Origin of the sequence: Spiroplasma endosymbiont of Clivina fossor, from assembly GCF_964031115.1 — a bacterium.
GTDB lineage: Bacteria > Bacillota_I > Bacilli_A > Mycoplasmatales > Nriv7 > Nriv7.
In genome coordinates, this window is record NZ_OZ035006.1 from 168,728 (window position 1) to 190,189 (window position 21,462).

The 21,462-nt window shown below is 26.0% G+C and carries 27 protein-coding genes and 1 pseudogene; 20 read left to right on the forward strand and 8 right to left on the reverse strand.

Annotated features, from left to right (window positions below):
* The first annotated feature begins 2 nt into the window (after positions 1 to 2).
* The 18 genes and pseudogenes from AAHM82_RS01190 to AAHM82_RS01275 all read left to right on the forward strand — a co-directional run.
* Positions 3 to 644, forward strand: a complete 642-nt coding sequence (locus AAHM82_RS01190; protein WP_342264291.1) for an adenylate kinase — start codon at positions 3 to 5, stop codon at positions 642 to 644.
* Between the two features lie 5 nt (positions 645 to 649).
* On the forward strand, positions 650 to 1,423 hold the full coding sequence (gene map, locus AAHM82_RS01195) for a type I methionyl aminopeptidase (RefSeq protein WP_342264292.1): 774 nt from the start codon (positions 650 to 652) through the stop codon (positions 1,421 to 1,423).
* Entirely contained in the window at positions 1,424 to 1,657 is a 234-nt protein-coding gene (infA, locus tag AAHM82_RS01200; protein WP_342264293.1) for a translation initiation factor IF-1, read from the forward strand. It begins immediately after the preceding gene.
* A 26-nt stretch (positions 1,658 to 1,683) separates the two neighbouring features.
* Entirely contained in the window at positions 1,684 to 1,797 is a 114-nt protein-coding gene (rpmJ, locus tag AAHM82_RS01205; protein WP_215825765.1) for a 50S ribosomal protein L36, read from the forward strand.
* Between the two features lie 16 nt (positions 1,798 to 1,813).
* Positions 1,814 to 2,182, forward strand: coding sequence for a 30S ribosomal protein S13 (rpsM, locus tag AAHM82_RS01210; protein WP_342264294.1), 369 nt, complete (start codon positions 1,814 to 1,816; stop codon positions 2,180 to 2,182).
* Between the two features lie 21 nt (positions 2,183 to 2,203).
* Complete coding sequence (gene rpsK, locus AAHM82_RS01215) at positions 2,204 to 2,593, forward strand: 30S ribosomal protein S11 (protein WP_342264295.1); 390 nt, start codon at positions 2,204 to 2,206, stop codon at positions 2,591 to 2,593.
* 3 nt (positions 2,594 to 2,596) lie between these two features.
* The gene (locus tag AAHM82_RS01220) at positions 2,597 to 3,547 is read left to right on the forward strand and encodes a DNA-directed RNA polymerase subunit alpha (protein WP_342264296.1); all 951 of its coding nucleotides are present in this window, start codon (positions 2,597 to 2,599) and stop codon (positions 3,545 to 3,547) included.
* Positions 3,548 to 3,568: 21 nt separating this feature from the next.
* Positions 3,569 to 3,928 (forward strand): 50S ribosomal protein L17, encoded by a 360-nt coding sequence (rplQ, locus tag AAHM82_RS01225; protein ID WP_338968237.1) that lies wholly within the window; start codon positions 3,569 to 3,571, stop codon positions 3,926 to 3,928.
* 566 nt (positions 3,929 to 4,494) lie between these two features.
* Positions 4,495 to 4,821 carry a hypothetical protein gene (locus tag AAHM82_RS01230; protein ID WP_342264297.1) on the forward strand — a complete coding sequence of 109 codons (327 nt, stop codon included), beginning with the start codon at positions 4,495 to 4,497 and terminating at the stop codon, positions 4,819 to 4,821.
* A gap of 2 nt (positions 4,822 to 4,823) precedes the next feature.
* Positions 4,824 to 5,045 carry a hypothetical protein gene (locus AAHM82_RS01235; RefSeq protein WP_342262239.1) on the forward strand — a complete coding sequence of 74 codons (222 nt, stop codon included), beginning with the start codon at positions 4,824 to 4,826 and terminating at the stop codon, positions 5,043 to 5,045.
* A gap of 163 nt (positions 5,046 to 5,208) precedes the next feature.
* On the forward strand, positions 5,209 to 5,439 hold the full coding sequence (locus AAHM82_RS01240; protein WP_342264298.1) for a hypothetical protein: 231 nt from the start codon (positions 5,209 to 5,211) through the stop codon (positions 5,437 to 5,439).
* A 165-nt stretch (positions 5,440 to 5,604) separates the two neighbouring features.
* Positions 5,605 to 5,847 carry a hypothetical protein gene (locus tag AAHM82_RS01245; protein ID WP_342263184.1) on the forward strand — a complete coding sequence of 81 codons (243 nt, stop codon included), beginning with the start codon at positions 5,605 to 5,607 and terminating at the stop codon, positions 5,845 to 5,847.
* A 24-nt stretch (positions 5,848 to 5,871) separates the two neighbouring features.
* Entirely contained in the window at positions 5,872 to 6,816 is a 945-nt protein-coding gene (locus AAHM82_RS01250) for a hypothetical protein (RefSeq protein WP_342264299.1), read from the forward strand.
* Between the two features lie 64 nt (positions 6,817 to 6,880).
* Positions 6,881 to 7,183, forward strand: a complete 303-nt coding sequence (locus tag AAHM82_RS01255) for a hypothetical protein (protein WP_342264300.1) — start codon at positions 6,881 to 6,883, stop codon at positions 7,181 to 7,183.
* Positions 7,184 to 7,185: 2 nt separating this feature from the next.
* Entirely contained in the window at positions 7,186 to 7,434 is a 249-nt protein-coding gene (locus AAHM82_RS01260) for a hypothetical protein (RefSeq protein WP_338968164.1), read from the forward strand.
* A gap of 161 nt (positions 7,435 to 7,595) precedes the next feature.
* A complete protein-coding gene (locus AAHM82_RS01265; RefSeq protein WP_342264301.1) occupies positions 7,596 to 7,850 on the forward strand; it encodes a hypothetical protein in 255 nt (84 codons plus the stop codon).
* 265 nt (positions 7,851 to 8,115) lie between these two features.
* On the forward strand, positions 8,116 to 8,310 hold the full coding sequence (locus tag AAHM82_RS01270; RefSeq protein WP_342264302.1) for a hypothetical protein: 195 nt from the start codon (positions 8,116 to 8,118) through the stop codon (positions 8,308 to 8,310).
* 290 nt (positions 8,311 to 8,600) lie between these two features.
* Positions 8,601 to 9,410: pseudogene (locus AAHM82_RS01275) on the forward strand (IS256 family transposase); the annotation flags it as partial.
* 193 nt (positions 9,411 to 9,603) lie between these two features.
* Here AAHM82_RS01275 and AAHM82_RS01280 read toward each other — a convergent pair.
* Positions 9,604 to 10,986, reverse strand: coding sequence for an Mbov_0401 family ICE element transposase-like protein (locus AAHM82_RS01280; protein WP_342263354.1), 1,383 nt, complete (start codon positions 10,984 to 10,986; stop codon positions 9,604 to 9,606).
* A 245-nt stretch (positions 10,987 to 11,231) separates the two neighbouring features.
* On the opposite strand from AAHM82_RS01280, the gene AAHM82_RS01285 reads away from it, so the two are divergent.
* A complete protein-coding gene (locus tag AAHM82_RS01285; RefSeq protein ID WP_342264303.1) occupies positions 11,232 to 14,477 on the forward strand; it encodes an ankyrin repeat domain-containing protein in 3,246 nt (1,081 codons plus the stop codon).
* A 144-nt stretch (positions 14,478 to 14,621) separates the two neighbouring features.
* On the opposite strand, the gene AAHM82_RS12590 is transcribed toward AAHM82_RS01285, so the two are convergent.
* The gene (locus AAHM82_RS12590) at positions 14,622 to 15,014 is read right to left on the reverse strand and encodes a transposase family protein (RefSeq protein ID WP_342264845.1); all 393 of its coding nucleotides are present in this window, start codon (positions 15,012 to 15,014) and stop codon (positions 14,622 to 14,624) included.
* Positions 15,011 to 15,451: a transposase family protein gene (locus AAHM82_RS12595; RefSeq protein WP_342263396.1), complete on the reverse strand. Its 441-nt coding sequence runs from the start codon at positions 15,449 to 15,451 to the stop codon at positions 15,011 to 15,013. The genes AAHM82_RS12590 and AAHM82_RS12595 overlap by 4 nt, the downstream gene beginning before the upstream one ends.
* Before the next feature lie 337 nt (positions 15,452 to 15,788).
* On the opposite strand from AAHM82_RS12595, the gene AAHM82_RS01295 reads away from it, so the two are divergent.
* The gene (locus AAHM82_RS01295) at positions 15,789 to 17,168 is read left to right on the forward strand and encodes a hypothetical protein (protein ID WP_342264304.1); all 1,380 of its coding nucleotides are present in this window, start codon (positions 15,789 to 15,791) and stop codon (positions 17,166 to 17,168) included.
* A 252-nt stretch (positions 17,169 to 17,420) separates the two neighbouring features.
* Here the strand turns inward: AAHM82_RS01295 and AAHM82_RS01300 are convergent, their stop codons facing one another.
* The 5 genes from AAHM82_RS01300 to AAHM82_RS12605 all read right to left on the reverse strand — a co-directional run bounded on the left by AAHM82_RS01300 (position 17,421) and on the right by AAHM82_RS12605 (position 21,327).
* Entirely contained in the window at positions 17,421 to 17,909 is a 489-nt protein-coding gene (locus AAHM82_RS01300; protein ID WP_342263349.1) for a hypothetical protein, read from the reverse strand.
* Positions 17,910 to 17,959: 50 nt separating this feature from the next.
* Positions 17,960 to 19,837, reverse strand: a complete 1,878-nt coding sequence (locus AAHM82_RS01305; protein WP_342263470.1) for a hypothetical protein — start codon at positions 19,835 to 19,837, stop codon at positions 17,960 to 17,962.
* Between the two features lie 265 nt (positions 19,838 to 20,102).
* Positions 20,103 to 20,288, reverse strand: a complete 186-nt coding sequence (locus tag AAHM82_RS01310) for a hypothetical protein (RefSeq protein WP_342264305.1) — start codon at positions 20,286 to 20,288, stop codon at positions 20,103 to 20,105.
* A gap of 209 nt (positions 20,289 to 20,497) precedes the next feature.
* Positions 20,498 to 20,890 carry a transposase family protein gene (locus tag AAHM82_RS12600; RefSeq protein ID WP_342264845.1) on the reverse strand — a complete coding sequence of 131 codons (393 nt, stop codon included), beginning with the start codon at positions 20,888 to 20,890 and terminating at the stop codon, positions 20,498 to 20,500.
* Positions 20,887 to 21,327: a transposase family protein gene (locus AAHM82_RS12605; RefSeq protein WP_342263396.1), complete on the reverse strand. Its 441-nt coding sequence runs from the start codon at positions 21,325 to 21,327 to the stop codon at positions 20,887 to 20,889. The genes AAHM82_RS12600 and AAHM82_RS12605 overlap by 4 nt, the downstream gene beginning before the upstream one ends.
* Between the last annotated feature and the right edge of the window lie 135 nt (positions 21,328 to 21,462).

A 21,462-nucleotide genomic window follows, 5' to 3' on the forward strand; every position in this document is an offset into this window, starting at 1 on the left:
AAATGAATTTAATCTTTTTAGGAGCACCCGGAAGTGGTAAAGGAACTCAGTCACAAAAGTTATGTGAGGCATACCGTTTGATACATTTATCAACAGGAGATATTATTCGTCAAGCGATAAGAAATAATTCACCATTGGGATTAAAAACTAAAGAATATTTAGATGCAGGAAAATTAGTACCCGATGAACAAGTCATTAATCTTGTCCGAGAAACCATTGATAATTTAAGTGAAAACTTTATTCTTGATGGTTTTCCAAGAACGCTTAAACAAGTGCATGCATTGCAAGAGATTTTAGAAAAAAAAGAACAACAAATTGATTTTGTTATTTATTTAGAAGCTGACTTAGAACATTTAATTGATCGGATTACTAATCGCTTAGTTTGTCCGACTTGTAATCGAACATATAGCAAATTAATTAATAAACCTAAAATTGCGATGCAATGTGATGATGATGATGCATCATTAATTCAGCGCGATGATGATACGAAAGAAAAAGCTAAAATTAGAATTCAAACTTATTTAAATGAGACTTTACCTTTAGTAGAGTATTATCAAGAAGAAAACTTATTACATGTTGTTGATGCTAATCAGTCAAGTAAATTAGTATTTAATGGTATTAAAAGTATTTTAGATAGTGTGTAAAATAAATGGTTACTGTTAAAAGTGAATTGGAAATTAAAGCAATGCGTGCTGCGGGAAAAGTAGTTGCTAAAATGTTAGCTGAAGTTAAAAAGGCAATTATTCCCGGAATAAAAAAACGCGACCTTGATATAATAGCAGCCAGAGTGTTAAAAGAAAATAATGCTAAAACAGCGTTTAAAGGTTATTATGGTTTTCCTAATCATATTTGTGTTTCTATTAACAATGAATTAATTCATGGAATTGCTAATAATCAAATTATTAAGACAGGTGATTTAGTATCAATTGATGCGGGTGCTGTTGTTGATGGATACTTTGCAGATGCAGCCATTACTGTTGGTGTTGGTCAAATTAAAGCGGAATATCAAAAGTTAATTACTGTAACGGAAGAAGCCTTAAATAAGGCAATAGCAATTATTGCTCCGGGTGTTAGAATTGGTACTATTGGGGCAACAATTCAACAATTTGTTGAGCAACAAGGGTATCGTTTACCAAAAAATTATACGGGGCATGGGATTGGTAAACAATTACATGAAGAACCATATGTTCCTAATTATGGTAAATATGACTATGGTTTAAAACTAGTGGCAGGAATGACAATTTGTATTGAACCAATGGTACAAATTGGTACTGACCAAACTAGAGTTTTAGGTGATAATTGAACAGTTGTGTCCCTTGATGGTACATATTCAGCTCATTTTGAACATACAATTCTAGTAACCGCAAAGGGATATGAAGTTTTAACTGCTAATCCACACTCAATGGAGGAAGAAGGGAATTAAATGGCCACCAAAGAAAAAGAAACTAAAAATATTATTGAAGTGGAAGGAATTGTTATTGAATGTTTACCTAATACTGAGTTTAAGGTAAAATTAGAAAACAATGCGGTTATTTTAGCTCACGTTTCTGGTAAAATTCGCACGAATTTCATTAGGATTTTACCAGGTGATAAAGTAATTATTGAACTCTCTCCATATGATTTAAAACGTGGGCGAATTACTTATCGTCATAAGTAAAAAAATAGTAAAAGGAGACAAATTAAATGAAAGTAAGATCATCAGTTAAAAAGATTTGTGATAAATGTCAAATAATTAATAGAAAAAAATGTGTGCGAGTAATTTGTAAAACTCCAAAGCACAAACAAAGACAAGGTTAAAAATAGGAGGTTAAATATGGCAAGAATAGCAGGAGTAGAAATTCCTAATAATAAAAGAATTGTTATTTCTTTAACATATATTTATGGGATTGGTTTATCAACTTCTCAAAAAATTTTAATAGTCTGTAATATTAGTGAAAGTACTCGTGTTAACCAATTAACAGAAGAGCAACTAACAAATATTAGAGCAGAAATATCCAAAGATTATAAAGTAGAAGGTGAGCTACGGCGTGAAACCCAATTAAATATTAAACGATTAATGGAAATTGGTTGTTATCGTGGTATTCGTCATCGTAAAGGTTTACCAGTTCATGGTCAATCTACTAAACAAAATGCCAGAACAAAAAGAGATCGCAGACAAACAGTTGCTAATAAGAAAAAATAGTAAGAAGTGGAGGTAAACATGATGGCAAAAATAGAAAAAGTTGCAAAGAAAAGACAAAAAAAGAATATTTTAAAAGGAATCTCCCATATTCATTCAACATTTAACAATACAATTGTAACAATGACTGATGAATTAGGCAATGTTATTGCTTGATGTGCGGCTGGTGCAATTGGTTTTAAAGGAACAAAGAAATCAACCCCTTATGCTGCACAAATGGTAGCAGAACGAGTTGCTAAGGCATCAATGGAACATGGAATGAGAACGATTGAAGTTCAGTGTAAAGGACCTGGTCCTGGAAGAGATGCTGCTGTTAGAAGCTTACAAGCAGCTGGTTTGGAAATTACAAGTATTAAAGATGTAACACCAATTCCTCATAATGGATGTCGTCCCCCTAAAAGGCCAAGAGGTTAATAAATGAAACAATTTGTTAGACCAAATTTTAAATTACAAACTGAAAGTACTAGTAAAAATTTCGGTTGCTTCATAGTAGAACCATTAGAAAGAGGATTTGGTAATACTATTGGTAACGCTTTACGAAGAACTTTATTAGCAGCAACACCGGGAGCTTCAATTTATGGTGTTGATATTAAAGGAGCTAGTCATGAGTTTTCAACAATTAAAGGGGTTGTTGAAAATGTTGCTCAAATTATTTTAAATTTAAAAGGTATTATTTTAAAAATTGATAGTACTGTTTTTAAAGAAGAAGAAAGTGTTTCACTAAAAGTAGATGCGGTAGCTGGTGAAGTATTAGCTTCAATGATTGTTTGTCCGTTAGGAGTTGAAATATTAAATGGTGATTATTTAATTGCTACTGTTGCTAAAGGTGGTAAATTAGAAATGACAATGTATGCTCAAAATTCTCGTGGTTATAAATCATTTGATGATAATAAACGCTTAATTACTAATATTGGGATTATTCCTATGGATTCTAATTATTCACCAATTGTTAATGTTAAATATAGTGTTGAATCAACTAAAGTTGGAAAAAGTGCTGATTTAGAGCAATTAGTTTTAGAATTAACAACTGATGGTTCTGTTACTCCTGTAGAAGCAATTGCGATTGCTGCGAAGATTTTAATTGCTCATTTAGAACATTTTGTTAGTTTAAGTGAGCAAGCACAATCATTAGAAATTATTTCTATTTCTGAAAAACAAGAAACAGATGAATTAGAAAAACCGATTGAAGAATTAGACTTAACGGTGCGTTCATATAATTGTTTAAAACGAGCAGAAATTGTTACGATTCGTGATTTAACTGATAAAACAGAAAATGATATTTTAGCAACGAAAAATTTAGGAAGAAAATCCTTTAATGAAATTAAAGAGAAATTATTAGCATTAGGGCTAACTTTTAAACGAGAATAAAAGGAGGAACACAGAGAGAATATGTCATTTATTCAAAAACGCGGTAAGAATACTAGCTGAAGACAAGGATTAATGCGTAATTTAGCAACAGAATTAGTTGTTCATGAAAGATTGCTTGTAACTGAAAAACGCGCTAAAGAATTAAGAAAAACAATTGATAAATTAATTACCTTAGCAAAAAGACAAGATTTGCATGCTAGAAGACAAGCATCAAGTATTTTACGAAATATTGATGTTAATGAAACAGAAACAGTTTTACAAAAATTATTTACTGATATTGCTAAGCGATATAATGAAAGATCGGGTGGCTATACGAGACTTTTAAAAACTGATGACCGTAAAGGCGATAATGCACCAATGGTTTATATTGAATTAGTTTAAATAATAAATTCGATTAATAACCTCAATAAATACTGAGGTTATTTTTGTTGTTGCAATATATGAGGACGCATAAAGTTTTGTTAGGTAGGAAAATATTTGAATAAGTATTAAGGCAGTCAGTAATGACTGTCTTTTTATTTTATAAGGTGTTAAAAATTTGTTCTTTGAAAATTAAATACAAGTGAATTAATAATGTTGGTATGTATTAAAGCACGATAAATTGTGGGTAGTCACCATAACCAAAAGAAGTTTACCAGTTAGTAGATAACACCCTATTAGCTATAGCAATTTGTTTCGTTTTGCAATAAAAAAATGAATGGGTGGATTTCCTAAAAATATACACGCTATTAAATTAGTTCCAAGGGCAGGATGCGGATGTTAAAGTGTAGAAATTTCTATATATAGGGGTATGCTAAGTTTAAAATTATTAAAATCTTTATCTAATAAAAAAAAAAAAAAAACAAAATTTAATAACAAAGCTTGTTAAACACTTAAATCTGCGATATATAAGTGTTTAAAAAACTAAGTTAACTAACTTAGTTTATCTATAAGAAAGGTAATTTATTATGAAAAACATTGAAAACATTTTCTTAAATACTAAAAAATATCTCTTAAAAGAAACGCAAAACGCAATGCTTATTAAAGCATCAAAAATACCGTGATTTAATGAACAAATATGCATTTGGTTTCCAAAACGATTTGTTTATAAAGGAAAATACGAAAATTCAATTTGTATTGGAATAATAAAAGATAGTAAATATCAAGTAATCTCAATTAATCAAAAAGAAAAAGAAACCAAATTAATTAAGGGACAAGAATTATTAGGCTTCTTCATTGCCAAAAAAGAAAACAACAAAAAAGATATAAATTATAATTATTTTAAAGGAGCTTAAAAATGAATATTGCGATTGGAATAATATTTATTATCATTTGCATAATGCTATTGGCATATTTTGCTTATAAAATTTATGCCAAAATAAAAATTAGAATTAAATATAAAAATGCCATTAAAAATAATACTGGTAATTTTACAAAAGACGAAAAAGTATTTATTGCCCGCTTTGAAGAATGAGTTAAAGCTCCTAATTCAAAAGAAAATAATGAGAATAAAAAATAATGTTTTGAAAAATTATTATGGAATTTTTAGAACTGTTTGTTCCGATAGAAAAAAATGCCTGCACAAGTTGCGTTTATTGCCGGATTAATTATTATCATTACTTTTTTTCGCACTAATTTCAATTATGTATTTACCAATAAAAATGATTTTTGGGAGATAAAAAATGACAATAAACTTAAAGGAATTTAATTGAGAACAAATTAAACAAACTTTCTGAGATTTATTTATTCAAATTACAACTATTCCGGCTCATATTAGTGGTGGCAAAGAAATTGATTTAACCCAAAAAACACTTTGGCTTTTAATAGCAAACATTGCTTTTTGATTCTTGACAGCAATTATGGTGTGATTTATTCTAATGCTACTTTGAAAAACCATATCGGCATTTAGATAGAAACAAAACTAATGTCGCGAAGTTACATTGTGATGCATTCACAAAGAAATTCAAAATTAATTAGGAAAAAATACAATCGTGTTAACGATAATCGTGGTTTTAACAAATTTAAGAAAAACTTTGAATATAAATGATGAATGTTTTAAAAAGAAAGGAGGTGATTATATGATTGGAACTTTCTTAGCCGATGCACCAGCAGTAACAAAAATAACAGCTAGTGATGCGATGACTAAATTGTGAAATGCGATTATAACAGCGTTTACTAAAATGTGAGAAATTATTGCTGTTAATATGCCACAAGTCGGTAACTTCTTTGCTGACTACTGAATCTTCATTTTTCCATTTATTTTGGCAATATTCTTTATTTGCTTTAAAATGTTTGAAAAATTACTTGGAGCAGTACGCTAACAAAAAAATAAAGTGAGGTGCAAGATGAAATTTTGCAAATGAGTAATAGAAAAAAATAACCATTTTATTGAATTAAATCGCACCTCATTTTTAATTTTATGACATTGAGGAGCAATTTGATACATTTACAACGGTTATTTTAAAAACATTGTGAACTATTTATTTTTAGCAGGTTGTATTTTAATTTTCATTTTTAAAATCAGTAATTTAACACAAATTAACAAAGTTATTAATTTCTTAAAAAATTCACCGTTAAATATTGTGATTGGTTCATTAGGAACTGGAAAAACGGCCTTTCTAGTATACGCATCAAAATTACTAAAAAAGAAGAAATATCATATCGCATCAACCTTTCCATTACTAGAAACCCAAAAATTAAGTTTAGGGCATATGGGATTATTAGACTTTGATTATCCCGTATTGCCAGACAAAACCTTACTTTTGTGAGATGAAACCAATTTATTTTTAGAAGGAACTGACTGAGAAAAAAATAATACCAAAAACGAAGAAACCGGTATCCAAGAATATTTTGCTCTGGCACGCCATTTCGGTCATATTGTGCTCGCTAGCGGTCAAAGAGATAAACATATTTGAGTTAAAGTTCGTGATATTGCCAATAATGTGATTGTGGGAATTCGTAAAAAACCCGTTAATATTTTTCGCCCCTACTTAAAAGTCATTTATGGTACCTTTACGAGCATTGAAGAATATGAACGCTGACGAAACACCTTAATTGATGCTAAAAATAGTAAAAAAGGTCGTCGCATTAAATACCGTGATATCCCTGAACTTGATATTTATTTTTTTAAACTAAAAATTCCTCTACCAATATTAAACACTTACAATTCTTTTTATCTAGCATTTTTAAGAGATTACTTAAATTCAAAAGTAAATCCTGACTATGAAGATAAATATTATAACTGACACAGCAATTGATTTAGAAGACTTAAAATACTTAAAAATGGATAAATTTAGCAAATTTTTAAGAAAAATGAAAGAAAAGGAATAATAAAAAACGGAAAATCTTGCAAAAATGGCCGACTTTCTCGCCCAAATGCTTTATAAAGTTTTTGATTTAATTTGAAGTCTTGAAGTACCAGGAACAAAAATTCAACTAATATTTCCTTTATTCTTAATGCTTGCTGTAGAATTTCTTATGGCAATTATTCTTGGATTTGGTAGTCAACAAGTTAATTTAGAAAAACAACGCCGATATGCCGTTAAAAATAGTGGTCGTTTAAGTGCGTGAGGAAAAGTTAAAAAACAAATACAACCAATAAATCCAAATAAAATTAATTGAAAACAAAGAAATAAAAAAACAAAACAAGGTAACTAATGATGTTTAAACTAATTATTATTTTTATCTTAATAACTGTTCTTGGATTATTAGCTGGTAGTCATTTTGAAACTTTAACGAACTATATTAGCGAGGGCCTTGCCAATTTTAAAAAGTTTATTACTAGCAATTTAACAATTTTAGAATTATTTAAACCAATGGCACGAACATTTTCTCAACATCCAATCTTTACCATTCTTGGTGTCACTTGTGTACTTATTGCCTTATTTATTGTGATTAAAGGACGATAAAAATATGAAAGGAGAATTAAAATGAAAAAACTTTTAGTAAAAATTATTTAAAAAAGATAATTCAAAAGAAAAAATGCCATTAAAATTAAGAATTAAAAATTCTTTTAAAAAGCAGTGGTTAAAAATAGTTATTAAGTATCATTTTCATTTTTATAAGCTTATTGATTTGTGCATTAACAGCAATCGATATTAAATGAATAACTGGAACAAGTAACGAATTTAATGATTTTATGAATAAACAGATGGTTGATTTCTTCGGCAAGTTCAATAGTGGTATTATGCTAGCAGGAATATTTGTTTTTTGATGAGGCGGAGCAATATATTTTGCAATTAAATTGGAAAAATTAATCCGCTTGATTATTCAAAAAATTAAAGCAAAAAAAGCCTTAAAAAATGAAATCACACAAACTCATTAATTCTTTTAAAAAATATTGATGGAGAATTTTACCTTACATTTTTATGATTACTATCTTTTTCATTCCATTTTTAAAATTGGAAATTAATGATTTGAAATTATTATATGAAAAATTTGAAGCATTGATTTCACTTATGATACTAGGATATTTAGATATATGCATTACAATAGCTGTAATTATAAATTGTGGTATTGAGTGACTTATTAAAAAAATCAAAACTAAAAGAACAATAAAAAATAAAATATTTTAAAAAGGAGTGATAAAAATGTTTATGAAAATATTTACCGTATTAATTATCAGTTTTAATAACATTTTTACCATTCCACAAAACATTAATAATGACAAAACAACATCACAACTAATTAGAAATAAAAGACAAAGTAATGAAACTACGAATTTACTTTATCAAAAGCAAGAATTAATTGAATGTGAGACGGATTTAGACAAAATTTTAGTATAGCCTTAAGTGAATTTGATAAAAATGAAAGCGGATTAAATAAATTACCAATTGATTTTAAAAATACATTGGCTATGAAAAATAGTTATATTTATTTAGATGAAGAAGGAATAAGCACATTAAAAACTGATAATCTTGGAAGAAACGGCAACTTAAAAGTAACAAATATCAAAGGTAAAATAATTACAACACGGAATTTTTATAATTGATTAGAATTTAATTTTCGAGCCTGTCCAAAATTCTGTGTCTCGATAATTCATTCTGAATTATACTTAAAAGAAGGAGAACAGAAAATGACAAAAAAAATAAAAAAAGAACCTGACGCAATTGATAAAGTTGTTGATTATTTTTTAGAAAATATTGATAATCCACAAGATTTATTTAAAGGCAATACTATTTTTCAGGAATTTACCAAAAAATTAACTGAACGAATGTTAAATACGGAAATTAAAGATTATCTTGAAACTGATGAGAATCATAATAAAAGAAATGGCAACACACAAAAAACCATTATTACTAAAAATGGTTCAATCGCAATTGATGTACCAAGAGATCGAAATAGTACTTTTGAACCAGTAATTATTCCGAAAAGACAAAGAAGATTTGATAACTTTGATCAAAAAGTAATTTCTTTATATGCAAGAGGAATGACAATTTCTGATATCAAAGCACAATTGCAAGAATTCTATCACGGAGCAGAAATTTCAGAAAGTTTAATTAGTCAAATAACTGATGATGTTATTGAAGAAGTTAAAATGTGACAAACTAAACCTTTAGAGAAGATTTATCCGATTGTTTATTTTGATTGTATTGTTGTTAAAGTAAAGCAAGATAAACGAATAATAAATAAAGCAGTTTATCTTGCCTTAGGAATTAATTTAGATGGTTTAAAAGATATTTTAGGAATGTGAATTAGTGAGAATGAGGGAGCCAAATTTTGACTTAATAATCTTACGGAAATGAAAAATCGTGGGTTACAAGATATTCTTGTTGCTTGTAGTGATAATTTAACTGGGATGTCTGATGCAATAGAAGCTGTTTTCCCAAAAACACAGCATCAATTATGCATTGTTCATCAAATTCGCAATAGTTTAAAATTTGTTCCGGTCGCGTTTAGTTTTCTTAGGTATTGCTTTGAAGAAGTAAAACAATCAGCTAATTATATTATTTAATTACTAAACTAACCCTACCTTTCTTGTTATTGTCATTTTTATTCTTTTTTATTTTATCATATTATTGAATTTTTACACAATAAAAAATTATTAATTATTATTAAATTTTAACTAATATTTTTACTTACTTAAATGTATTATATTTATTTGTTACAGCATTACCTTTATAATTAATTCAACTATCATCATTTTTATTATTATATTTATTTCATAATGAATTTTTATATATTTCTTTTCTGATTTCTATTTCTGAATTAATATTTTCATTAATATGATGTAATACATTTAATTTGTTTAAATTTGCCATTCTTAAATGTAATAGGTTATTTAAATTCTTATGATTATATATTTTTGCCCCATAGCCTAATTGTTGTTTTACTAAATGTGATACATCACTTTCGATGCTACAGCCGATATTTCATTCTAAATTTTGATGATGAATACCTTGCTTATTATTACTGAAATAATTACTCGCCTTTCGTAAATTTGTTTTAATATCTTTATTTAATTCATTTTTAGCAATATTACGAATGTTTTTAATTAATTCTTGATGATTTCCATCCTTATATAATTTAATTCAACTATTTAGTGTTACTTTGCGATTTTCAAAAATAATATTAAATGCCGTTTGTTTTAATTTTTTAATAACGTGATAACCATCTAAAATATATCTAACATTACCAAAACTATTGGCAATTTCTCTAATTCAAGTAGCACCATCGCCACAAACAATTATTCTGTCATAATTAATATTTACATAATGTTTTTGTAATTCCTTAATTAATAAATCACGATAATCCATTGTATTTATTCGTTTACCAACTTTTAACATTAGAAAATGACCTCGTTTATTTTCTAATTCTCTACGAGCATTTTTGTATTTTTTTTCTTTATGTCCGGTATGAAAAGTAACTAAACGGATTCTTTGGTCTTGTTTAATTTTATGGTCTAATGTCGCTAAAAATGTCTCATCCAGTTGAATATATAAATCCTTATTTTTGACATCAATTCTAGTTTTAGTTTCTTTTTCTGCTAGTTGAAAATATTCGGCAATATCGTATTTATTTAAAATATTTGAAATACTAGCTTTTGAAATATAACAATGATTTAGAGCATCTAAAACATCGCGATATCGTTTACCATCACCCAAAAGACTTAAAACTTTAAATTGGACATCAAAATAAATGCGTTGTTTGGGTGATAAACCAATTTCTTTATCTAGTAAACATACATATTCAAATTTACCTGATTTTTGATTTCAATATTTATATCGGCGTCGTTTAAAAGTAACATCACCAAAAATTGTAATAATTGTTCTTGGTGCAAAATGAACTACTTTATAACCTTGTTTTAAGCGATAATGATATTTATATAAGTATTCATCTAATTTTTCATATTCATTAGCTAGTTGTTTGCATTTGTTGGTGTACATATTTTTATGGGTTGTAAATAAACTGAATCAATGTTTATTTTCTGGGGTTTTTACATTATTATTAATTTCTAACATAAAAAATCACCTTTCTTGGTAGTAATTTTAACAAAGTTAAATTTATTTGCTTCAATAATACAATTTTCAGTTACTATCACAATATTGTAAGAAGTCTAATATAGTAAAAATAGAATTTTTTTGTTTGACGGTATATAATGAAAATGCAAAGTGAATAGATTCCAGACTAAGATTTGGAAAAAGCATGTTGATTATTTAATAAATTTTATTAATTGGTAAAAATTCAGGAAAGGAATTTGATTAGTATGAAAAAACTCTTAGAGTTATTAGGAACAATTTTAATAACTGGCAACGCCCTATCAACCGTCATTGCAGTCGCTCCCAATGGAAAGCAAAGAACAAAAACTAAATTATTAAGTAGTGAGCTTAATTATTCACAAACAAATAATTTAGAAAATCTCCAAAGAAGTAAAAGGCAAAACAACGAAGACATATCAACTACTCCAAAAATACAAGATGAACAACAATCCCAATTTTCAAAAAATACAGGTAGCCGAACTGATATTATTGAAAAAGAAATTAATTTAGATGAAAATTATTCTTACAATATTCAAAAAATGTTACAGGAACTTATTGATGAAAAATATCTTGATCCATTAAGAAGTATCAATATGGGTGGACTTATAAGCAAAGAACTTGATAATAAAACAATTATTTATAAATTAGAAGAATTAGAGCCCAAAATAGCTAATTGAATTAAAGAACAACAAAATAACAAAGAAAAAATATTGATATTAACATTAAAAAATAGTAATAATAAAAATATAAAATTAGTAATTAATTTAAATAATCTTTATTTACTAGGATTTATTAATAATCAAAATAAGTATTTTTATTTTGATGATGAACTTTTAGAAAAAATAAAACAACATAATCAAGAAGAAATCAAAAAACTTAATAATTTAAAGGAAAAATTAAATAATTTAAAAGAAAACAAACTTTTATTTAATGAAGAAAAAGTAAAAGAATATTTGCAACAAAAAAATAAATTAATTCCTCTTAAAGAAAAAGAAAAAAATATTAAAAAATTAAATTATAATAACGAATTGAATTCTTTGAATAAAAAACTTAGTAATTTACAAGGTGAAAATTTAAAAAATGATGAAGAAAAAATTAAAGATTTAAATAAATCAGTAATTAAGAAATATAGTTGTCAAAAGATTAATTTAAATTATACAGGAGCGTATACAAGCGAGGGCTTAAATGTTGTAATAAAAGAAAATGGAAAACCAGATAAAGGAAAAAATATTAATATTTCTAACGAAACTTTAAAAGGTGCAATTTCAAATTTAGCAGATTATGATAATAATAAACAAGAAAATCAAAAAATAAAAGATGATTTAGTAAGAATGATTTTTATTACAAGTGAAGCCATGAGGTTTCAATGTGATAAAAAGACTTTAGAAATTTTTGCAAATATTAAAAATATTGATGAATTAAAAAAAATCATATCTGAGAGTAAAAATATATTAAAAGATATTCAAGAAAAAATATTTAATAATCAAACAATAAATTGAGAAGATTATACATCACAATTAAGAGGTGATTGAAAAAAATATTCAGAACAATTCAATAAATTTAGAATAAAAATTTGAAATGAATTAACTAAAGCAAAAAAAATAATTAATTTTATCGATAAAAATAAAGTTGATATTAACAACATCTTAAAAGCAGAAAATAATATTGATAATATATCAAAAAAAATACAAAAAGCATTTAATGAAAATCAAAATTTTACAGAAATAAAGAATGCGTGTTTACAATATATCGTAGGAATGACAAGATGAAAACAAGATTTAAAATCTATAAATTTATACTTTGAAAAAGAATTTGATTTAAAAACTGATTTAAAAACTGATGATTTTTTTTCATTAAATTCTAATAGTGATAATAATATTTTATATATTTTTATTATTCAAAATAATTTCGAACTTGCTAAATTATTGATTAAGTTAAATCCAGATAAAAAAATAATAAATAGTTCTGATATAAATAATAATACACCTTTGCTTTTAGCGATAAATAAAGACGCGATAGATTTTATTAAATTTTTATTAGAAAATGGTGCCGATGTAAATCTTCAAGAAAAAAAAGTTAGTATGTCAATAATTAACGCAATAAATAACAATAATTGAGAAATAATTAATATTTTATTTGATCATGGAGCTAATGTAAATTTTCAAGACCCATTAGTAAACAACACTTATTTACATATTGCAGCACGAAATGGTCAGTTAGAGCTTGTTAAATTGTTATTAGAAAGAGGCGCTAATCCCAATATACAAGAAAAAAAAGGACTTACTCCTTTATACTTTGCAGCACAAAGTGATAAGACAGAAGTTGTTCAAGAATTATTAACAAATAAAAATAGTAAAAACAAAATTGATATCAACCTTCCAAATAATTTGGGTGATACTCCATTACAGATATCATCATTTTACGGGCACCATAAAGTTGTTAAACTATTGTTAAAAAACCATAAAATTGATGTTAATAAAAAAGATGATCATGGCGATAGCGCTTTAATTGTAGCGGCGCGAAATGGTGAAATAAATGTTGTAAAAGAATTGTTAAAACATTCTGATATTGATGTCAATCTTTCAAATAAATGGGGTCTAACTGCTTTGCATTATGCATGCAAAAATGGTCACTTGATAATAGTAAAATTATTGTTGTCCAATAATGCTAATCTTAATTATCAAGATGATGAGGGAAATGATTCTTTAGATTTAGCAGAAGAAAATGATCATAAAGAAATAATAAATCTTTTGAAAAAACACAAAAAATTAAACGAAAATATAAAAAAACTTAATAAAATTTTACAAAAAAATCAAGACGAACAACAACAAAATATAAAAATTTTAGAAGAAACTAAAAAAGAATTAAAAAAATTATTAAAAATTGAATTGTCAGATGTTATTAGACAAACTAAGTTAGAAGAAATATCAGATAAGCAAGAACAGACAATTTTAAATCGTGTTAGAGAATTAAATTTTGGCTTAGATATTGATCAAGTTAAAGTACAAAAAAATAGCATTACTGATACTGCGGCAACTATTGAATCAATTGATCAAAGTGTATATTCTGATGGTGCAGTCAAAGTTATATTTACACTTGCTAAAAAAGCAAGAAAACCAAATGATGCACAAAAAATAATTACAGAAGATGAATCTAAAAAACAGGGAACACGGCCTAAAGGAAGTACAGTAACTTTAAAACAATCCGATAACAGTAATACAAATGCTGACGGAAGTCAAACACAAGCTAGTAACCGCATACAACAAAATAATTCAGATGAGCCAACAAATCACAATAATTTGTATGATGTGCCAGCAGATAATAGTTGTTTGTTTTGGTCGGTATCAACATCTTACTTATTGCCAGCGAGAAATAATAATGAAGAATTTAGAAACCGATTTATCCAATTATTTGGTGAAGAAAATTTAAAATATTTATTATATATTAGACTTCTTGCAAAATTAATATGATAATTATAATTTTTAAATTTAAAATAAATATAAAAGTGTTATTAAAATAATTTTTAGATTATTTTTACAAATATTTTGTCATTAAAACATAATAAAAATTATTATTTACAATAAAAAAAGACTGAAATTTTAAATTATCAAATATATTTAAACTAATAGTTGTAAATTATAAATTGAAGCTATTAAATTAAATCTTAAAGCAAATCTTTTTCTACGATTTCGATATTTTTCACTAATAATTTTAAATTTTTTAAGTATAGCAAAAACATTTTCAATAACAATTCTCATTTTTGAAATTCGCTCATTATTTTGCTTTTCTTCTTTATTTAAAGGGTTTTTCTTTGATTTTCTTTTAGGAATTAAAACATTATGATTAATTTTTTGTATGCCTTGATAACCTAAATCCACTAAAACAGTTGTTTCTGGTAAAAATTTAATTTTTGAATCTTTTAAAATTTTAAAGTCATGGTTTTTACCATAAGAAAAATCAGAACTAATAATTTTTTTACTATCTTTTTCAATTATAACTTGTGTTTTTATTGTGTGTTTTTTCTTTTTTCCTGAGTAGTGCTGTTTTTGTCTTTTTTTGGGCGTTGGATTTGGCTTTCAGTTACATCAATTATAACAGTCTTATCTTTGAAATAATCTTTTAATAGTGATTTTTGACCAGTAAGTTGTTGAAAATTAGGGTGTTTTATTAAAGTGTCTTCAATTCATTTGATATTTCTATAACAACTACTTTCACTAATATCATAACTTTTTGCAATATGAAAATAAGTTCTATATTCTCTTCAATATTCTAAAGTCATTAAAATACGATTTTCTAATGATAATTTATTGGTTCTTCCGCGACGAAATCTCTTTTTTAATTCTTCTATTTTTAAAATTTCTAGCATTTTATTAAAAGTAGTATGTTTAATACCAGTTAATCTTAAAAAATTTTTATCACTTATTTGATTATTTTTTTTAAATTTCATTTAAATTCCACCTTTTTATTAAAAACAACAATTCAATTATATTTTAAATTAATTTTGCAAGAAGTCTATTCAAAAATTACTACAACAACATGATTTAGAAAATAATAGAAATCTAAATCAATTATGATATCAAGATCAAACAGCAAATAATCTAGTTATAAATTTCTTTCGTAATCGCGTTGTTGATTATATACAATCAAATTTAGAGACAATTCCAAATCGCAATGGCGAATTAACATTTAGAAGTCTTATTCAAGATAATAATGATATTGATACTAATTACTTAGAAATAATGCGACAATCTTCAACATGAGGGGGAACACCAGAAATAATAGCAATGAGCAATCTTTTAAATGCTAATATTAGTGTAAATAATAATGGCTCTTATCAACCAGTTAATCAAAATTCAAATAATAATAACATCGCGATATCTTATGTTGAGCTTGAAAAAGGTTCGGGTATTCACAATCATTATAATTTTGCTTTAACACCAGAAGAAGATCGGCCAAATCAGCCTATTGCTATTAATGACAATCAGGAAAATGTCCCGGTAATTGATATAACCAAGAGACCAGATAATTTCCCAACAACCACCCCAAAACCAGAGGTAAAACCAATTAAATTACCGGTTGATGATCATGCTCAACACCGCGCCATTCCGACTAACAATAACGAGGACGATGATGCTCATCAAGGCAATAATATTGCCAATGTACCAGAACCAACAATAACATCATTACAAAAAGATAAATATCATTTTGTGGATAAAAAAACAGAAGATGATAGTTTAAAAAATGATGAAAATTTAGAAATTAACTTAATTAAAAACAATAAAGACGAAATAAAACAAAATGCCCCGGCAGGAAATCAACCCATCAATACAAATATGGAAAATTTACAAACAACAACCGCTAAGGCAATAAATCAATACAACGCTCTTTCAAAAGAAGAAAAATTAAAAAAATTAAATGAAATTAATCGTTATTATCAAACATTATCTGAAAATGATAAAAAAGCTTTTAAAGAAAAATTAACAAATACTGGATTAGCAGCTTTAAGTGGAGGCACATTAACAGCTTATGGAACAAAAATGACTGTTAGTGGTACTGCTACTACTGGTGCCACAAATGCAGAAGCAATCGAAATGACCCCACTCTTATCAACAAGTACAACAGAAAGCTTAGCCGCTGCAGAAACAATTACTGTGGCCGAAACAGCAGCAGTTGAAGGTGGAGTTATAGCTGTAGAAACTGGTACCGCTGCCGCTCTGGCTCCGGAAACTCTAGGGCTATCCTTAGTAATCGGAGGATTAGCAATTGCAGGAACATGAATATATTTTGCTTTTCATCATCATGCAACATCTGATATTGCGTTGCCAACTTCAATTCATCATAATGTTTATGATAACATTGAAAAATGATATAAATTTCTAGCCCATGATAAATTAAAAATTAAAATTAACAAAAACACATGAAATGAAATCAAACAAAATAAAAATTCACCAGCAAACATTATAAAAATTATTAAAAATAAATTTGTTATAAATGACCATTCTGGTTGAGGCGGAAGTGTCACAAATGAAGATTTCAACACTTTTGTAAAAGTAATAGTACTTCATTTCGAACAAATAAATGGTTATTTTGAAATATTAGATAATGAAAATGATGGTTTTGTCATTATAACCAACACTGAAGGCGATTGACTAGGAGTAGAATAAAATTTAACATTATTAATTAAAAAATTAAAATATTTCTTATATGTGTTATGCAGAAATAACCTGACTTCAAATTTTAATTTTAATATATTTGTTAATTATCTAATTTAAATTAAGATTAAAAATATTTTTACTAAAGCAGTATTTAAACTTAAATACTGCTTTTTTATTTTGTCAAAATAGAAAAAATGAAAAAATTGTTTAAGAGCAGTATCGTCATATAAAGCTACATTTTGGGGTAGCGATTTTAACAGTTTAATTATTTTTAAATTCAGTTTTAAATTCTAATATTTTTCATTTGGCATATCTTTCATTTTTATCTCATTCTTGTATTTTCATTTTTATGTTTTTTAATTTTTTATTTTGATATGATAAAAAATCTTTATTTTCTCAATATCTTGGTTCACTGTTTTTTTCTCAATTTAAATCATATTCTAATGATTTTAATATTGGTAGTGTAATCTTGTCATTTTTATCAACATAAAATTCTCAATCATTAAGTTTCATTCGCGGAGGCAAGTTTTTGGGCATAAATTCATTTTCTACATTAACTTTTATTTCTCATTTTTGATTTCACTTGCTGTTGTCATCTTTTGATGATTTAAGTGTTAATTTTGATTTTTTTAAGTTTAATTCGTATGACTCATTCTTAATTTGTAATATTGGTTTATTTTCTTTTTTAGAACACCCAACTATTGGCAATGTTGTCATCCCCAAAAGAGCTATTATATTTAAAATTTTCATAAATTTAACTCCTTCATTTTGTTTTTTCAAGTATATATATATATATATAATTATACAAAAATTCTTAATATCATTAGAAAAATGGCAAAACCGATTAAAAATTGAAAGGTATAGTAAAAAGCTGGTACCGTTTTAAAAACTGGAAAAATGGCGGTTGAAAAGTTAACTGTTGCTTTTGCAATAATTGCTAACGGTCGCAAAATCGTGATGATTTGTGAAGCTGTGAGTATTCAGTTTATCATTTTGATACTAGCATTTTGAATGGCACAACCAATATCATTAAAGGTTGGTATTCATCGTCCAGAATATTTGCAATTTGCTGGTGGAATTAAATCGTCTCATTCACTGTTATTTGAGCCATCAGGGATAAAGGCTGTTGAATTTAATACATTAAAGTCATAAATTTTAAAATTGTAGTTGGAGATATTCCCTTTGTGATAAAGTGGAAAAGTTAAGGTAAAAATGTTAATACCATAACGAATATCAATATCGGTATTTAGATAATTAATACTGTTAGCGGTTTTGTTGGTTGGCAAGGCAATGAGTTTATTATCATAAGATTTAAGGACATTAAAATCAATTTGATAAATACTATTGGTGTTGTTAATAGCATTGTAATTATCTTGGTGCATTTTTTTGTCAAAAGTAAAGAAATAACTTCTTAGTAATAATTCTGAGTTTCCTATAATATTTACTAAGTATTTTTTGGGATAAAAGGTAATTAATGAACGATAAAAGAAACCGATTTGAATAAAGTAATCCTTCTTATAGTTTTCTACACCCTTAAAATCAATTTCGGTATGAGTTTTTTCGTCCATATCAAAAGTCGCATAAAATAAACTAGCAAAGAAATTGCCAAGAATTTCATAGATTTCGTTAAAAACATTTTTGTAATCGCTATTGTTGATACTAGGAATGTTGTTTTTAAAATAAAGGTAAATATCATTTTTTAAATCGGGGTCATAGCGTAGAAAACTAAATCTAACATTGAGGTAATTTAGGGTACCAAAAAGATATTTAATTAGGTAATAATCGTTAGAATTCGTAGTGCCATATTTTCAGATTTCATTTTCACCGTGTAGCAATTGTAAATACTTATTTCCAGCAATTAGAGTTTTGTTAAATGCCTTAATTTTCAAAACATTCTCATTTACTACATTTTTATCACTAGAAGTTTTATGATAAAAATAGCTCTCGTCTTTAAAGCCGTGATTTTTAATCGTAAATTCTTTGTAATAACCTTTTTCTAGGGTGTCAATGAAATTAAATACGGGCGTTCAATAGAGATACGAGTAATTAAATTTATCAAAATCACCACGGTGAATCATTAAGTAATCAAGATTATCAACAACATCGTTATAGTTATGGTTGCCATCAAATTTGGTGGTTTTTTCTGGTAAATCAATATCAGTCGAGGGTTTAATTTCTGATTGTGCGTCAAATTCTAATATTTTTCATTTGGCATATCTTTCATTTTTATCTCATTCTTGTACTTTCATTTTTATGTTTTTTAATTTTTTATTTTGATATGATAATAAATCTTTATTTTCTCAATATCTTGGTTCACTGTTTTTTTCTCAATTTAAATCATATTCTAATGATTTTAATATTGGTAGTGTAATCTTGTCATTTTTATCAACATAAAATTCTCAATCATTAAGTTTCATTCGCGGAGGCAAGTTTTTGGGCATAAATTCATTTTCTACATTAACTTTTATTTCTCATTTTTGATTTCACTTGCTGTTGTCATTTTTTGATGATTTAAGTGTTAATTTTGATTTTTTTAAGTTTAATTCGTATGATTCATTATTTTGCCTTTTACTTCTAATTAGTGATTGTGTTGTTGTTTTGGCATTGTTAATGTTTTGGGAAATGGTAAAAATGTTATTGAAACTAATAATTAGCACGGTAAATATTTTCATAAACATTTTTATCACTCCTTTTTAAAATATTTTATTTTTCATTATTCTTTTAGTTTTAATCTTTTTTAATATAAAACGAATTAAGCAGTTTACTATTTCTGTTGTGGTTACTCACACTAATGAATAACCTATAATCATTAACTTACCAATTGCTCCAAAATTTTTAATAAATTGTTGCAAATTTTCAATATCTGTATGTAACAATAAAACTATACTTAAAGATATGAATATAATGTAATTAAGTATTATTCATCAATATTTTTTTAAAGAATTAATGAGTTTGTTTGATTTCATTTTTCAAGACTCTTTTTGCTCTAATTTTCTGAACAATAAAGCGGATTAATTTTTCAAATTTAATTGCAAAATATATTGCTCCGCCTCATCAAAAAACAAATATTCCTGCCAGCATAATACCACTATTAAACTTGCCAAAGAAATCAACCATCTGTTTATTCATAAAATCATTAAATTCGTTACTTGTTCCGGTTATTCATTAGACTTCTTGCAAAATTAATATGATAATTATAATTTTTAAATTTAAAATAAATATAAAAGTGTTATTAAAATAATTTTTAGATTATTTTTACAAATATTTTGTCATTAAAACATAATAAAAATTATTATTTACAATAAAAAAAGACTGAAATTTTAAATTATCAAATATATTTAAACTAATAGTTGTAAATTATAAATTGAAGCTATTAAATTAAATCTTAAAGCAAATCTTTTTCTACGATTTCGATATTTTTCACTAATAATTTTAAATTTTTTAAGTATAGCAAAAACATTTTCAATAACAATTCTCATTTTTGAAATTCGCTCATTATTTTGCTTTTCTTCTTTATTTAAAGGGTTTTTCTTTGATTTTCTTTTAGGAATTAAAACATTATGATTAATTTTTTGTATGCCTTGATAACCTAAATCCACTAAAACAGTTGTTTCTGGTAAAAATTTAATTTTTGAATCTTTTAAAATTTTAAAGTCATGGTTTTTACCATAAGAAAAATCAGAACTAATAATTTTTTTACTATCTTTTTCAATTATAACTTGTGTTTTTATTGTGTGTTTTTTCTTTTTTCCTGAGTAGTGCTGTTTTTGTCTTTTTTTGGGCGTTGGATTTGGCTTTCAGTTACATCAATTATAACAGTCTTATCTTTGAAATAATCTTTTAATAGTGATTTTTGACCAGTAAGTTGTTGAAAATTAGGGTGTTTTATTAAAGTGTCTTCAATTCATTTGATATTTCTATAACAACTACTTTCACTAATATCATAACTTTTTGCAATATGAAAATAAGTTCTATATTCTCTTCAATATTCTAAAGTCATTAAAATACGATTTTCTAATGATAATTTATTGGTTCTTCCGCGACGAAATCTCTTTTTTAATTCTTCTATTTTTAAAATTTCTAGCATTTTATTAAAAGTAGTATGTTTAATACCAGTTAATCTTAAAAAATTTTTATCACTTATTTGATTATTTTTTTTAAATTTCATTTAAATTCCACCTTTTTATTAAAAACAACAATTCAATTATATTTTAAATTAATTTTGCAAGAAGTCTATTCAATAAATATCAAGAGTTTTCGACAAAATTAAAAAAAAAATTCTATTAGAATTTTAATTATTTAT